Annotated in this window: 11 protein-coding genes and 1 pseudogene; 4 read left to right on the top strand and 8 right to left on the bottom strand. The window is 38.9% G+C overall.

Going from position 1 to position 13941, the window contains the following annotated elements; all coding sequences use genetic code 11:
- Positions 1-13 precede the first annotated feature (13 nt).
- The 4 genes from nadC to DNK84_RS08200 all read right to left on the bottom strand — a co-directional run bounded on the left by nadC (position 14) and on the right by DNK84_RS08200 (position 5385).
- Positions 14-898: a carboxylating nicotinate-nucleotide diphosphorylase gene (gene nadC / locus DNK84_RS08215; protein WP_119344064.1), complete on the bottom strand. Its 885-nt coding sequence runs from the start codon at positions 896-898 to the stop codon at positions 14-16.
- A gap of 25 nt (positions 899-923) precedes the next feature.
- Positions 924-1964, bottom strand: a complete 1041-nt coding sequence (gene nadA / locus DNK84_RS08210; RefSeq protein ID WP_119344063.1) for a quinolinate synthase NadA — start codon at positions 1962-1964, stop codon at positions 924-926.
- A gap of 156 nt (positions 1965-2120) precedes the next feature.
- Positions 2121-3926, bottom strand: a complete 1806-nt coding sequence (locus DNK84_RS08205) for a hypothetical protein (RefSeq protein ID WP_119344062.1) — start codon at positions 3924-3926, stop codon at positions 2121-2123.
- A gap of 115 nt (positions 3927-4041) precedes the next feature.
- Positions 4042-5385 carry an alanine/glycine:cation symporter family protein gene (locus tag DNK84_RS08200; RefSeq protein WP_119344061.1) on the bottom strand — a complete coding sequence of 448 codons (1344 nt, stop codon included), beginning with the start codon at positions 5383-5385 and terminating at the stop codon, positions 4042-4044.
- A 206-nt stretch (positions 5386-5591) separates the two neighbouring features.
- Between DNK84_RS08200 and DNK84_RS08195 the strand changes: the two genes are divergently transcribed.
- Positions 5592-8558 (top strand): AMP-binding protein, encoded by a 2967-nt coding sequence (locus DNK84_RS08195; RefSeq protein ID WP_119344060.1) that lies wholly within the window; start codon positions 5592-5594, stop codon positions 8556-8558.
- Positions 8549-9280 (top strand): SDR family oxidoreductase, encoded by a 732-nt coding sequence (locus tag DNK84_RS08190; RefSeq protein WP_119344059.1) that lies wholly within the window; start codon positions 8549-8551, stop codon positions 9278-9280. The genes DNK84_RS08195 and DNK84_RS08190 overlap by 10 nt, the downstream gene beginning before the upstream one ends.
- 1 nt (position 9281) lies before the next feature.
- Here DNK84_RS08190 and DNK84_RS08185 read toward each other — a convergent pair whose 3' ends face one another.
- The 4 genes from DNK84_RS08185 to DNK84_RS08170 are packed head-to-tail and all read right to left on the bottom strand — an operon-like array spanning position 9282 to position 12463.
- Positions 9282-10202, bottom strand: coding sequence for an SGNH/GDSL hydrolase family protein (locus DNK84_RS08185; RefSeq protein ID WP_235826863.1), 921 nt, complete (start codon positions 10200-10202; stop codon positions 9282-9284).
- Between the two features lie 5 nt (positions 10203-10207).
- Positions 10208-10909 (bottom strand): glutamine amidotransferase-related protein, encoded by a 702-nt coding sequence (locus DNK84_RS08180; protein ID WP_119344058.1) that lies wholly within the window; start codon positions 10907-10909, stop codon positions 10208-10210.
- A gap of 4 nt (positions 10910-10913) precedes the next feature.
- A complete protein-coding gene (locus tag DNK84_RS08175; protein WP_119344057.1) occupies positions 10914-11831 on the bottom strand; it encodes a ParB/RepB/Spo0J family partition protein in 918 nt (305 codons plus the stop codon).
- Positions 11828-12463: a ParA family protein gene (locus DNK84_RS08170; protein ID WP_119344056.1), complete on the bottom strand. Its 636-nt coding sequence runs from the start codon at positions 12461-12463 to the stop codon at positions 11828-11830. The genes DNK84_RS08175 and DNK84_RS08170 overlap by 4 nt, the downstream gene beginning before the upstream one ends.
- A gap of 162 nt (positions 12464-12625) precedes the next feature.
- Between DNK84_RS08170 and DNK84_RS08165 the strand changes: the two are divergent.
- Positions 12626-13635 (top strand): annotated as a pseudogene (locus DNK84_RS08165) (peroxidase family protein); the annotation flags it as partial.
- Positions 13636-13701: 66 nt separating this feature from the next.
- Positions 13702-13896, top strand: coding sequence for a hypothetical protein (locus DNK84_RS08160; RefSeq protein ID WP_162902313.1), 195 nt, complete (start codon positions 13702-13704; stop codon positions 13894-13896).
- The last annotated feature ends 45 nt before the right edge of the window (positions 13897-13941 follow it).

Here is a 13941-nt window from a genome sequence, read left to right as displayed (position 1 = left end):
TTAGTATAAAACTTTATCTACATGTCACAAAGCGCATCGATAAATCAATGGCTTGGATATGTTTGGTTAATCCACCAATTGAGATGAAATCAACCCCTGTTTGTGCAATGGCATTAATTTGATCTAATGATACATTACCTGAGGCTTCTAATTGTGCTTTATCACCGACAATTCCAACTGCTTTTTCCATATCCTTGAGATTAAAATTATCCAGCATAATAACATCAGCCTTTGCTTTTAATGCTTCATTGAGTTGATTAAAGCTTTCTACTTCAACTTCAACCATCTTCTGTGGCGCAATTTGCCTTGCCTTATTGACCGCTTCAATAATACAGCCATGACAAGAAGCAATATGATTCTCCTTAATCAAAAAACCATCAAACAAACCAATACGATGATTCATCCCTCCACCACAGTGTACCGCATATTTTTGCGCCAGGCGAAATCCGGGAATCGTCTTACGCGTATCAAGAATTTTTGTTTTTGTGTGTGCGACTCGCTCAACATATTGATGTGTTATTGTTGCCACACCTGAAAGCATCTGCAAAAAATTCAATGCATTACGCTCAGCACTTAAGATGCCTCTTGCCTTGCCTTCAACCTCAAATAACACTTTATCTGCGCCAATTTTATCACCATCATTACAAAACCATGTGATCTTAAGTGCCGGATCAATTTGGCGAAATACCTCATTGACCCATTCAACGCCACACAAAACCATGTCTTGGCGTGTAATAACCCGCGCATAAGCATACTCAGATGGATCGATTAAAAGCGCATTAATATCGCCTTGATCAATATCTTCAGCCAATGCCTGTGTAACCATGGTTTTAATTAATTTTTCAGGTACTTGGGTAATCTGCTGGGTATTTAAGTGTTTTTTTTCTACAACGTTCATAATGACGTTAACTCCATATTGATATTTATCTATTATTTTGAAACTCAACCATACGCGTTAATGGAATAAGCGCGCGCTTGCGAATTTCATCTGGAACAAAAATTTCATTGGTTTCATGCGCTAAGCTTTCAGCCAAATTCTTTAAGGTATTCATCCCCATCCAAGGACACTTTGCACAGGATTTACACGTTGCACTTTTACCCATCGTTGGCGCTTCAATAAATAATTTATCAGGTGATGCCTGTTTCATTTTATAAAATATATGTGATTCTGTTGCCACAATAAATACCTTATTAGGCATTTCCTTAGAGGCCTGTAATAACTGAGAAGTTGACCCTACCGCATCGGCCATGGCAACGACTTCCTGTGGTGATTCAGGATGAACAAGTACACCGGCATCAGGGTAAACTGCTTTTAGATCATAAAGCGCTTTGGCTTTAAACTCCTCATGCACAATACAAGCGCCATTATAGTGCACCATATCTGCACCTGTTTTATCCTCAATCCAGCGGCCTAAGTATTTATCTGGAGCCCATAGAATCTTTTGCCCTTGTGAATCAAGATACTCACAAATCTCAAGGGCACTTGATGAGGTTACGGTCCAATCCGCAAGCGCCTTAATTCGTGCAGAGGTATTAACATAAACCACAACCGTACGATCAGGGTGCTCAGCAATAAAGTCTTTGAATTCATCTTCCTGGCAAGAGACATCCAAAGAACACTCTGCATCAAGTGTTGGCATAATCACCTTTTTATCTGGACTTAAAATCTTTGCCGACTCACCCATAAAGCGTACACCAGCAACCACAAGTGTTTGTGCTTTGTGATTGCGACCAAAGCGAGCCATGGCCAGTGAATCCCCTAGCATCCCACCTGTTTCCTCGGCAAGTTTTTGAATCTCAGCATCCACATAATAATGTGCAATTAAACAGGCATTTTTTTCTTTTAAAAGCCGTTTGATCTTATTGCGATAATAGATTTTTTCATCTTCAGATGTAACTTGTTCGGCGTGTACTTTTGGCCAGACTTTGGCAACACGCGATTGAAATTCTTTATCTGTTAACATGGTTTTACTCTTTGTCAGGATCTCACTTTGATCTATATCATTGTCAATAAGACGATCAAAAATCAAGTGTTAAACAAGTGTGCGGTATTCTAGCACAATACAAGCATTAAAAGAATAAATAGCACGCACCCTTTGAAAAAATCACCGTAACGCCAGTTATAGTCTATTGTTCATATTATTGTTATAAGATGTCTGTGTCTGTTTGTTATTATGATAAAAAGGAAGCATATCCAGAAGATCACGCTTTTCAGGCGAGAAAACCTCGCTAAGCGCTTTTTTCAATTCCTCATCTTGGTCTTCAGCCAGCTGCACTTTAATACCTGCATCTTTAAATTTTTGTAGTGCTTGTATGTACTTTTCTTTAGTAAGGTCTTTTTCAAGCGATATTGTTACGGCAGGTATCGGGTGATTCGTAACACCTTCCTTATTTTTTACTTTCTGCTTTAAACCTTCTATCTGATTGTGCAATTGTTTTTTTGCAAAACTCACGGCTGTGTCAATAAAAGAATCAAATCCAGCACTACTGCTCGTTAATATCGTCTTTTTACCCTCCTGTTTAACCTGAAATTTTTCTTTTTTATTATCTGCAACGGTTTTGGAGAATGTAAATTCAAACTTATCATTATTTTTTTGAAACGAATTTTTCTCGTATGTGTATGATGTATTTTCTGTTTTTGGCAGATCCGCTAGCCATTGTTGTACTTTATCTTCTGTTGGTGGGAGTGATAAGCTTGTATAGGTTGCAGATGCTGAGGGCTGTTGATTGCTTTTATGAGAGGTATTTTTATCTACAGTATTAGACTGACTTTGTAACCACGCGTCAAATACCTCACCTCTTAAGTTTTGGTCTTTAATATTGCTATCCAGTTTTATATTTTTAATCTTAGATAAAAAAAGATTATCGTTTTCAGTTAAACCAGCCAGTTTTTGTGCGATATCAACAAAGGCCCAAAAGCCGCAGGTTTCTACATCTTGTTGCCTTTTTTTCTTCTCAACTTTATTAGCATCTTCTACCTGATACCCAGGGTAATTCTGAATTTTGCGTGCCTGTTCTGGCTTCTGAAAAATGCCATCCGTGAAATCCTTCTTTTCTTTGTAGTTGCAATAGGCACGATGCAAACGCTTTATTGCTTGATCTCTTGCATATTCCTCATAACTTTTATTATCATACTGGCCTGAATTATATTTGACTTGATCGACCGTTTGGTAGTCAGAAAAAACTTTTGCTGTCTGATTCTGTTCTTTTTGCTCCTTAATCAGTGCGTCTTGAATGCGTTTTTTTGCATTATCTATAGTGAACTCGTCAGCTTTACTATCAGTAATATCAAGGCTGAATTTCTGGTCAATTTTTGTAATAGATGCATTAATCCAGTGTCCATTCTCAACTCTTAAAAGCAATCCCAATTTATTTGGGCTTTGATCTAGCAAGTTTTTTTTATTTTTGATTTGATCAGCTAATGCCAGGATGTCGTTATCACTATCCAATCCCATAATGATTAGCTTATCCTTTAATCCAGCTACTTCTGCTAGGTTCTCTACATCCTTGCCGGTTAACTGGTATTTATCATCTAATGTGATGCTATCGTTTTCCTTTTTATTATTATATTGATCAAATAATCCAGACTGAGGGTTTTCTTGACGGGTCTTAGTATTTTCCTTAGTTACGTTACTATTATTCAATAGAAATTGCCACTTTTTATCGTCTGAATTGGAAGTATGCTCTATTTCCTTTTGATCGATTTGATCAAAAAACTTTTCCAGTTCGCTTTTCTCCTCCTTGTTATTGCCTTGAATAGAAGTTGGTTTTGCTAACTCTGTAAAGGTAGTGAAATTGTCACTTCCTAAGCGTCTTAGCTCACTTATTTTATCTTCAGGCTCTCCATCCCAATCACTTAAAACACCACCGGCTAACTTTGTAAAAAGCGTTAAGTCTATTTGTTTTTGATCGTTTTTGTTAGGCATTTAATAGCAACTTTTCAAATCATATATGTCTGCAGAATAGCATAAAGACCTTTATCAATAAACGTGGGAAACTACGTGTTTTGACCAAATTCATCAAAACACTTTACTAAAAGTCTTAATGCTTATTTTGGAAGTATTGCTTTGATAGTTTAAAGACCACAGGACTTAGTAACAGCAATGCAATCAAATTTGGCACAGCCATCAAGCCATTTAAGGTGTCCGCCAAAAGCCAGACAAAATCAAGTTTTAATGTCGCACCGACAACGACAGCAATAATCCACAAAACCCGAAAAGGAAAAATCGCGTAAACCCCAAATAAAAACTCAACACAGCGCTCACTGTAATAGCTCCAGCCTAATATGGTTGTAAAAGCAAAGAATATCAGCCCCAATGTCACTACCCAATTGCCAATATAGGGCATAATTGTCAGCATGGCATTAGAAGACAAAGCCGCACCATTCTCTCCACTATTCCATTGGCCTGAGATAATAATCACCAAAGCAGTCATTGTACAGATAATAATCGTATCAATAAAAGTACCTAGCATCGCAATCGTGCCTTGTTTGACTGGATCATTTGTCTTGGCAGCAGCATGGGCAATTGGCGCAGAGCCCAACCCTGCCTCATTGGAGAAAACTCCTCTGGCCACCCCCATTTGTAATGCTAAAAGCATACCAGCACCTGCAAAACCACCGGTTGCTGCAATGGGTGTGAAGGCATGGGTAAAAATTAAGGCGAATGTTTGTGGCAGGAATGTAATATTCATAAAAATCGCCACAAGGCAGCTTATAATATAAACAACAGCCATAAATGGCACAACTCTGCTTGCAACAAGTGCAATACGTTTAATGCCACCTAATAGCACAAGCCCTGCAAGAAAGGCAACGATAATGCCCGTGGCAATTGGTGGAATGGATAAATTCGTTTCAAGCACATCAGCCATTGAATTGGATTGCACCATGTTACCAATACCAAAGCCTGCAATAGCACCAAAAATTGCAAATAGCACACCAAGCCAGACAAACTTCTTCCCTAAACCATTTTTAATATAATACATCGGCCCACCGACATAACGTCCACGTTTATCGATTTGGCGATATTTTACAGCTAAAACCGCCTCAGCATATTTGGTTGCCATGCCAACCAATGCCGTACACCACATCCAAAATACAGCGCCTGGCCCACCAATAACAATTGCGGTTGCCACACCTGCTATATTTCCTGTCCCAATGGTTGCGGATAATGATGTCATAAGCGCTTGAAAAGGCAAAATATCACCTTTGCCTTTTTGTGGCTTGGAGAGTAATAATTTAAAACCATAACCAATCTTTCGTATTGGTAAAAAATACAAACCCAAGGTTAGAAACACACCTACACCTAATATGAGCACTAACATATAAGGCCCCCAGACATAACTGTTTATAAGCTTTATTAGTGCGTGAAAAGCATTATCCTTCATAAAAGCGCTCCCTTAGTAGATGTCAATCTAAACAAATTCATCTTAGCAAAAATAAAAGTAGAATCAAAATAAAAGAAGATACAGCGTATTCTCGCTTTTTTGCCACCTGGTTTGCTATCACAGTGATTTTGCTTGCGACACTTTTTCTATACACTAAGAATCAATCACTTTTAAAAATTGTTATCAACAAACAAGAGAACCTGATAATGTTGACAAGCGATCAAAGCTTACATGAAAGTTTTTTTACCCAAGCGAACAAAACACCCAATGCCACCGCATTAGTTGACGGGGATACGGCACTGAGTTACAGGCAGCTACAAAACGCTATTTTATCACTTGCTGCAAGGCTTGAACAAAAAGGTATAAGCACGGATACTGTCGTTGGGTTATATTGTGATAAACGCTTTGAGCTTATCGTGGCTTTTTTGGCCATCTCAACGCTTGGTGGGCAATGTGTGCAGCTTGATAAGGCTTTTCCGGATGCTTTGTTACAGGATATTATACAACAAACTAACACCGCCATTTTGCTTTGTGACTGTTCAATGGATGACAAGACAGTATCAGCAACTATCTTTAATTTAGTTGATCTGTGCCAGCAATGTATCAAAACTCCTATTGATGAAATCGTTATGCCAACCGTTAATCCTGAAAAGATACTTTGGCTTGTCTATTCTTCAGGAACAACAGGCACACATAAAGGTATTGCCATTTCACACAAGGCGATACTTTCTTCTTATCAAACGCGAAATCAGGTGAAACCTTATGACCATACCAGTCGTGTTGGTTGCAATATTTATTATTTTTGGGAAGTCTTTCGCCCGCTTTTATGCGGTGGAATTACCTATATTATCAATGATGACATTCTGCATGATTTTGAAAAACTGGCAGATACGATTGAAAAACAACAAATCAATGAATTTTTATTCACACCATCTTATCTTGAAACACTCCTACATTATGCTCCAATAGCCGCTGAAAAAATTTTTCAACAGCTTAAGGTTTGCTGGTTAAATGGTGAGGTTGTCTCAAGCGCCCTATACCATCAACTGCGTCCATATATCTTTGATACAAATATCTATAATCTTTACTCTATTTCAGAGTGCCACGATGTGGCCGTTTTTTTATTAACGGATGAAAAACAGATTGATCATGAAGGGATTATTCCAGCAGGTTTCCTACTTGATGGCGTTAAAGCAATTTTACTAGATAGCAATCAAAAACCCTGCAAGGCTGGTGAAAAAGGTGAGTTATATATCCATAGCCCAGGCCTTGCAAATGGTTATATCAACCGTGAAGATTTAAATAAAGAACGATTTATTGAAGCCTCTCAAAGCCCAATTGGCAAGCGTTTATATAAAACAGGCGATTATGCCAGGCTTGATAATGACAAACACCTGATTACGGTATATGGCCGCTGTGATTATCTGGTTAAACTTCGCGGTTATACCATCTCCTTACCCTTTGTTGAAGCAGTTATAAAAGACAAACTCAATGTCATGCACTGTGTCGTCAATAAGATGGGTGACAACTTGTTGAATGAACATTTGGTTGCTTATCTGGAAATCCCTGAAAACGAGCAGAACCTTTTTCGCAGAAAGTGGCAGTTATATGATGCCACAAGCAAGAAAATTACTGATATATTAGGTGCATTTTTAGCCCCTTACATGCAACCACATCAGTTTATTCTAATCCATCAAATCAAGATAAACGCCTATTCAAATAAATTAGATCGTCATAGTATTAAACCTTTGGTAAAAGAAAAAAATGTATTATTACCAAGCAAGATTAATAATACACAGGACTATCGCCAGTTATGGGCAAGCTTATTAAACATTGATATGAATATGATTACAGATGAGGATTGTTTTTTTAAACTTGGCGGCAGCTCTTTATTGGCTATGCGTTTATTGGCAATCACAGCACAAATGGGATTAAACAAGCTGACTATTCGCCAATTCCTTCAAGCCAGTAACTTCCTTGCAAGCTTTCAACAGTTTACCCAAAGTTGCAACATGCCTGCACATCAATTCCTTTATAAAGAAATCCTTGATGATATTGACCAGGCTTTTGAAACACTTAAATTTGCCTACCATAGCCAAAGTGCTATTAACGCTTCCTGCGATAAAAAAACCAAACATTGGCTACTGACTGGTGCCACCGGTTTTTTAGGCAGCCAATTATTAAAACAGCTACTTATTCAAAGCAATGATCTTGTTACCTGCTTTATCCGCGCGCACTCGGCTGAACACGCCTGGAAACGATTGTATGATGTTGCAGAAAAATGCAACATCGATCCACAAATTATACCTCAAAGAGTTGATATTATGATTGGTGATTTGGCTGATAATAAACTGGGGTTGACAGACACCCAGTGGCAGGTATCCAGCATGATAATCGATGGTGTTATCCATGCTGCAGCTAATGTTAATTTGATATTGCCTTATGCCAAAGTTAAATCCAGCTGCTTTGGTAGTGTTGCCTCTTTGATTCAGTTTTGCCTTCACGGAAAAAAGAAACGCCTGTTTCATATCTCAACTAATGGCATACTGCCAAAACAAGTGCCAATACCACATCCTGAAAACTATACAGATAACCAGACGCTAAAACAGCTAAGCTGCGGTTATGCACAGGCAAAATGGGCGGCAGAAAAACTCATACAAAAAGCAAGTTCGCTTGGCCTTGATAGCACTATTTTTCGCCCGGGCAACCTCGGACCTGCTACGAAAGAGTATCTTAATCTACAGGATATGAATTATTTGATTTTACAGGGAATAGAAAAGGCAAAAAGCGTTCCTGAAAATCTTTTTATTGAGATAACGCCGGTTGATCATATTGCAACATTCATTATCAGCATAGCACAAAGCCAGAGCAACTCCGCAATTTACAACATGACCAATAAATACCTTATTGATGCCAAAACTATTGCCAAGTATTGGCAACTTCCAAAAGTCAGTCCCCAGACATGGAGAAAAACGCTTGATATCCCAGCACTTAATTGTTTACTTGAAGATGACCCACACTGTCTTGATGCGCCAATACATCATACATATCATCAAGAAAATTATGAGCGTATGCTTTGTTATTTTAATATGTCCTACCCTAGATTAACGCCTGATTATCTGGCAAATCTTATATATAAACCAACCGATAAAAAGGATAATTTATGTCGATAAATAAAGACCAGCACATCGTTATTTTTGGTGCATCCAGTGGCATGGGAGAAGCCATTGCAAAAGCCTGTATCAATAAAGGCTATCACATCTCCATTTGTGCAAGGCGACAAGCACCACTGCAAAAAATTGCCAACCGCAAACCACAGCATTGTTACATCGAACAAGTCGATGCCACGGACAAACAACAGGTAAGCCGTTTTGTCAATCATGCCATTAAAAAGTTTGGGAAAATTGATACGGTTATTAATTGTGTAGGTGTGATGTATTACCAGCGTATGTCACAATGTGACTATGATGAATGGATGAAAATGATCAACACCAATATTATCGGGTTTTTAAACATTACACAGGCAATATTACCACCACTGATTGAAACACAAGGGATGTTTATCAATATCACTTCAGATGCCGGGCGCCAGGCTTTTGCCGGTTTAGCCGTTTATTCTGGGACAAAAGCTTTTATGGAGTTCACTTTAAAAGCCATGCGTTATGAACTCGTGGAAAAAGGGGTACGTGTTATAAACCTTCAGCCAGGCAACGTCGCAACCGATCTGCACACTATGTCCAGCGACAAAAAAGCCGTTGATCGTTATGCCAGTCACGATAGTCAAAATTTCTTAACACCGCAAGATATCGCCCAAAGCGTTTTGTATGTAATCAACCAACCAAGGCATGTGGCAATCAACGAAATACTTATTGAACCACAACAAGAGCCGATTTAGGTCACGTTTTTTCCTCAAGCGGATACAAAAGCTGAAAAATATGTTCAGCCAGCATTTTCTGTGCTTTGGTTGTCGGATGTACATAATCCCAGAATAAATGGGTTTGTGGGTCAAGATTTACTTCTAAGTTTTCTTGAATATTGCCTTTTTGGTCAACCCCACCAAAACTTTCCACACAAGCATTACGTGCATTTTCAAATCCATAACCCATCGGTGAATCCAGCACATTTTGCAACAGATGGTAAACATCAAAAATTTCAATACTGGCAAATGGATATTTACGGGTTAAATATGCAACACCTGCTTGCAGCTTTTTATTCTGCTTACTTAAGTGCCTTTTTAAGTATTTTTTCAACAAAGTAATGACCCATTGTGGAAATCCCGCCACCTCATAAGCCGGAACAATGGTTATATCTGGAATATTCCAGACAATGATTTTTTTTGCACCAAGCTTGATAATACGATCGGTTAATGCCAATAAATCATCGGCAACCTGATGTATCGCACCGATATTGATATAAGGATATTCATTATGAAGTGCAAATAAAAAATTGTTTCCCCCGCCATTTAAAAACACAAGGTCATCTGAGTTAAAACGTGCTTGTGAGGCAACAAATCGATCAATTTGCTGGCTGACTGAAAAAGAGTGATCCGTTAATAGCGATTTTGGGTTTTTCCCAAAAGTATAAGCACCCCCAATCGCATAGTTTTCAAGCTTGATTTGTGCAGAGTGCTTAGATTCAAGCATCGGCAGTAGATATTCACAAGCAACTTTACCATCACAAAAACGCCCACCATCATAGGGTTTGCCAGGAATACCAAGTGTTTGAATCACATTGCCATTATCCTGAAGACTATCGCCAAAAACAACGATACGATTAAAGCTTGATTGATTTTCTGTATTCGTTTTCATCTTGGACATCACTTTTACTCCATTTCAAAAAAGTTTATCATCCATTGGCCAACAACACCACCGTGATCTCGTATACGAAGACTGTCAATCGCCGGGCTAAAATGTTGCTCTAGTAAATTTTTACGTTCCTGCAGTAATAAATGATTATGCGCCCTTAGCATTTCAGGGTGAGCCTGTATCCCCCAGGCTTGATTGTTAAATACAAACATCTGTACCGGACAAAATGCGTTTGTGGCAACTAATTCAACAGATTCTGGCAATGCTTTAACCTGATCCTGATGGTAAAAAGTTAAACTTAAATGATCATAAAACGGCATCATCCACGGCATTTGTTTGATAATTTGCACACAGTGGACACCAACGCCCCAATGTTCTGCACGCTCAACTTTGCCGCCTAAGGCGCGTGCTAATATTTGATGGCCAAAACAAATGCCGACTATTTTCTTATTCGCCTGCAGAATTTCATGAATCTTATCAATCAAAAGTTCAATCCATGGCGCCTTATCAAAACATGCTGCTTTGCTACCTGTGATAATAAAGCCATCAAAATCAGCCCAGCTCTCTGGGTATTGCTGAGCTGTCACATCAAAAACGGCCAAATCAACAACCGCAGATATTTTCAAAAACAAATTGGCAAACATATTCGGATAATTACCACCTGAAACATGATGACGATGCTCAGGAATATGATCAGCCTGTAAAATGGCAAGCTTCATAGATTTACTCGATAAATAATGCTTTTAGTTGTGCAAGCGCTTTTTTTGATAATTTAAAGGTATAGTGGTGACTTGCATGTGCTTTATCGGCTTTAAAACTCACGATGTCATCCTCAACACATAAGACTTCTTCAATCATAATAGGCGGCAGTTTGCCTTGTGTTAAGGTTTGTTTTTTCTGCCAGGCATCCTTAGCACGCTTGATTGCCTGACGATAAGCACCTTGAACACGATTTGAACGCACTTTTTGAATAAATGTATTTGCCACTTGTGGCAGTTCATCTTCTAGCTTTTTTAACTCATAAAGCGTTCTAACATCATCAATATAACCATCATGTGATAAATTCCGAATCAGTGATGATGACTTTGCCAACTTCAAACGCATTGAAATCCAGCTTGGTTCACGTCCTAAGGACTTGGCAACTTCTGCTTTACTCATCTTACGGTTATTAATCAACTCAACTAAGGCATCGGCTTCTTCAAAAGGTGAAACCTTCTCACGCTGCTCATTCTCTAAAAGCTGTAAGATCAAAATATCACTGTCTGCTTCATCACGTAGAATACAAGGGATTAATTGAAGTCCCGCCATTTTTGCTGCACGAAAACGCCTTTCTCCTGCAATAATATGATAAAAACCATCATGCTTTTTAGGCGTGACAATAATCGGCTGAATCACCCCTTTTTCTTTGATGCTTTGTGCCAATGTATCGATATTGGTAAAGACTTTTCTTGGTTGATTTGGATCTGGCAGCAATTCTGTTAATAAAATATTTTTTAATGTATTGGTATTTTCTGCCTGATCATTCAACTGCTGTAGTTGCAAAGCAAGTAGTTCATCCTTTTTGTCATTAACAACTTGCTGATGAGCCTCTGAGTTTAACTCATGAATGCGTTTACGGTTGGACAGTGAAACCTTACTCATGCAACGACCTTTTCAAATAGCTCGACAATTTCCCTGGACAGTTTTTTAACCTGAATATGAACCGTGCTTTGCGGGGCATATTCACCTATATATAGGCCGGCAGCTTCTGCTTCAACAAATTTAACACTTTGGGGAATATAAGTACTAAACGCCTGACCCTCTTCTTCTAGAACACTTAAAAGGCTTCGCGACATATTCGAGGTTTTCAGCACACGATTTGCCAACAAACGATAGGGTCTATCGGCTGTTAAGGCTAAATCTTTAGCTTCTAACAGGCCTGATAAATCCATACCACTTGGCGCTGCTGGAATAATTACCATATCCGATAAAAGGGCCGCTTTAAGTGCTGCTGTCTGGAAATTAGGCGGGGTATCAATAATGATAAAATCTGCTTGGGATCTTATCTCTGCTATTTTTTCACGTGCTGTTTTTTCATCTACCTGGATAACAGAACCAGAAAAATCTTCACTCTTTGCCGCCCATGACCAGGCATCAGGCTTGTCTTTATCCATATCAATAACAAGTACACGGTATCCTAACTCACGCAGCCCACCGGCAATATTCATTGCCGTTGTTGTTTTCCCTGAGCCACCTTTTTGTTGCAATAATGCAATAATCTTTGCTTTTTTCATCGGCTAATTTGATCAAACTTGTTCATACTCAAATAGCTATTATATACAGATAAAAAACTATTTTATAGTGTTGTTGCCAAGCTTCAGCATCAATATTTATCGACAGCAAATAATCAGCTATAGTATCAGGTATACCATTTCAATATCAGCAAGGAGACAGTCATGGCGACAATGGACAAATGCCCCATAATACACGGTAGCAATACATCGACAGAAAAAACTAATGCAAACTGGTGGCCAAATGCACTGAATCTAGACATTCTGCATCAACATGATAGCAAGACCAACCCCATGGACAAAGATTTTGATTATCGCAAAGCCGTTAAAACACTGGATTTTGATACATTAAAGAGCGATGTAACGGCACTGATGACAGATAGTCAAGACTGGTGGCCTGCAGATTGGGGACATTATGGCGGGCTTATGATCCGAATGGCCTGGCATGCGGCTGGAACCTATCGTATTGCTGATGGACGCGGCGGTGGAAATAATGGAAACCAACGCTTTGCACCCCTTAACTCATGGCCAGATAATGCCAATCTTGATAAAGCACGTCGCCTGCTTTGGCCAATTAAGAAAAAATATGGCAATAAGCTCAGCTGGGCTGATTTATTTATTCTTGCGGGTAATATTGCCTATGAATCAATGGGATTGAAAACCTTTGGGTTTAGTTTTGGCAGAGAAGATATCTGGCATCCTGAAAAAGACATCTATTGGGGATCAGAAACCACATGGCTTGATAAGAATCGCTACAGCAGTAAAGAACAAGACAGTCTTGAAAATCCACTTGCTGCTGTACAAATGGGTTTGATTTATGTTAATCCCGAAGGCGTGGATGGCAAATCAGATCCATTAAAGACGGCTCATGATATGCGCGTAACCTTTTCTCGCATGGCCATGGATGATGAAGAAACCGTTGCGCTAACCGCAGGTGGTCACACCGTTGGGAAAACACATGGCAATGGCGATCCGGCACTTTTAGGACCAGATCCTGAAGCAGCCCCTGTTGAAGATCAAGGCCTTGGGTGGATTAATAAAACCAAAAGAGGCATTGGCAGAGATACAGTAACAAGCGGCTTGGAAGGCGCCTGGACCACACATCCTACCAAATGGGATAACGGTTTTTATTGTTTAACCATGAATGGCAGCTTACCAAAAGTCCTGCTGGTGCTAGTTAAATGACTTCCAGCAGAGCTGGAAGTCATTTAACTTGGTCTTATCGCCAAGGTGATATGCTTATGACAATTTATCCAGAGAAGCTTAAAAACCATGGCTTTCCTCAACACTCAATTGTCCGTAAGGGCATGGATTTTATTAGCAAATCATTGTCAGAAGTTATCATTAATGCGAGTAAAATTATGGCATCAATTAAGCTTGTATTTGAGCTAAAGTTAACAAAAATTCAAACAGAAAAACTACTTAGTGTCCTGTAGTGTGTATTTTTACTAGATTGTATTTTGTTAATAATTGGTAGATTT

Source organism: Facilibium subflavum (genome assembly GCF_003574485.1).
In the GTDB taxonomy this organism is placed as follows: domain Bacteria; phylum Pseudomonadota; class Gammaproteobacteria; order Francisellales; family Francisellaceae; genus Facilibium; species Facilibium subflavum.
This window is presented reverse-complemented; position numbering and strand designations above follow the sequence as displayed.

Excerpts from the sequence above, each read along its gene's own strand:
- nadC (WP_119344064.1), bottom strand. The coding sequence starts at position 898 with ATGAACGTTGTAGAAAAAAAACACTTAAATACCCAGCAGATTACCCAA.
- nadA (WP_119344063.1), bottom strand. The coding sequence starts at position 1,964 with ATGTTAACAGATAAAGAATTTCAATCGCGTGTTGCCAAAGTCTGGCCA.
- DNK84_RS08205 (WP_119344062.1), bottom strand. The coding sequence starts at position 3,926 with ATGCCTAACAAAAACGATCAAAAACAAATAGACTTAACGCTTTTTACA.
- DNK84_RS08200 (WP_119344061.1), bottom strand. The coding sequence starts at position 5,385 with ATGAAGGATAATGCTTTTCACGCACTAATAAAGCTTATAAACAGTTAT.
- DNK84_RS08195 (WP_119344060.1), top strand. The coding sequence starts at position 5,592 with ATGTTGACAAGCGATCAAAGCTTACATGAAAGTTTTTTTACCCAAGCG.
- DNK84_RS08190 (WP_119344059.1), top strand. The coding sequence starts at position 8,549 with ATGTCGATAAATAAAGACCAGCACATCGTTATTTTTGGTGCATCCAGT.
- DNK84_RS08185 (WP_235826863.1), bottom strand. The coding sequence starts at position 10,202 with ATGTCCAAGATGAAAACGAATACAGAAAATCAATCAAGCTTTAATCGT.
- DNK84_RS08180 (WP_119344058.1), bottom strand. The coding sequence starts at position 10,909 with ATGAAGCTTGCCATTTTACAGGCTGATCATATTCCTGAGCATCGTCAT.
- DNK84_RS08175 (WP_119344057.1), bottom strand. The coding sequence starts at position 11,831 with ATGAGTAAGGTTTCACTGTCCAACCGTAAACGCATTCATGAGTTAAAC.
- DNK84_RS08170 (WP_119344056.1), bottom strand. The coding sequence starts at position 12,463 with ATGAAAAAAGCAAAGATTATTGCATTATTGCAACAAAAAGGTGGCTCA.
- DNK84_RS08160 (WP_162902313.1), top strand. The coding sequence starts at position 13,702 with ATGACAATTTATCCAGAGAAGCTTAAAAACCATGGCTTTCCTCAACAC.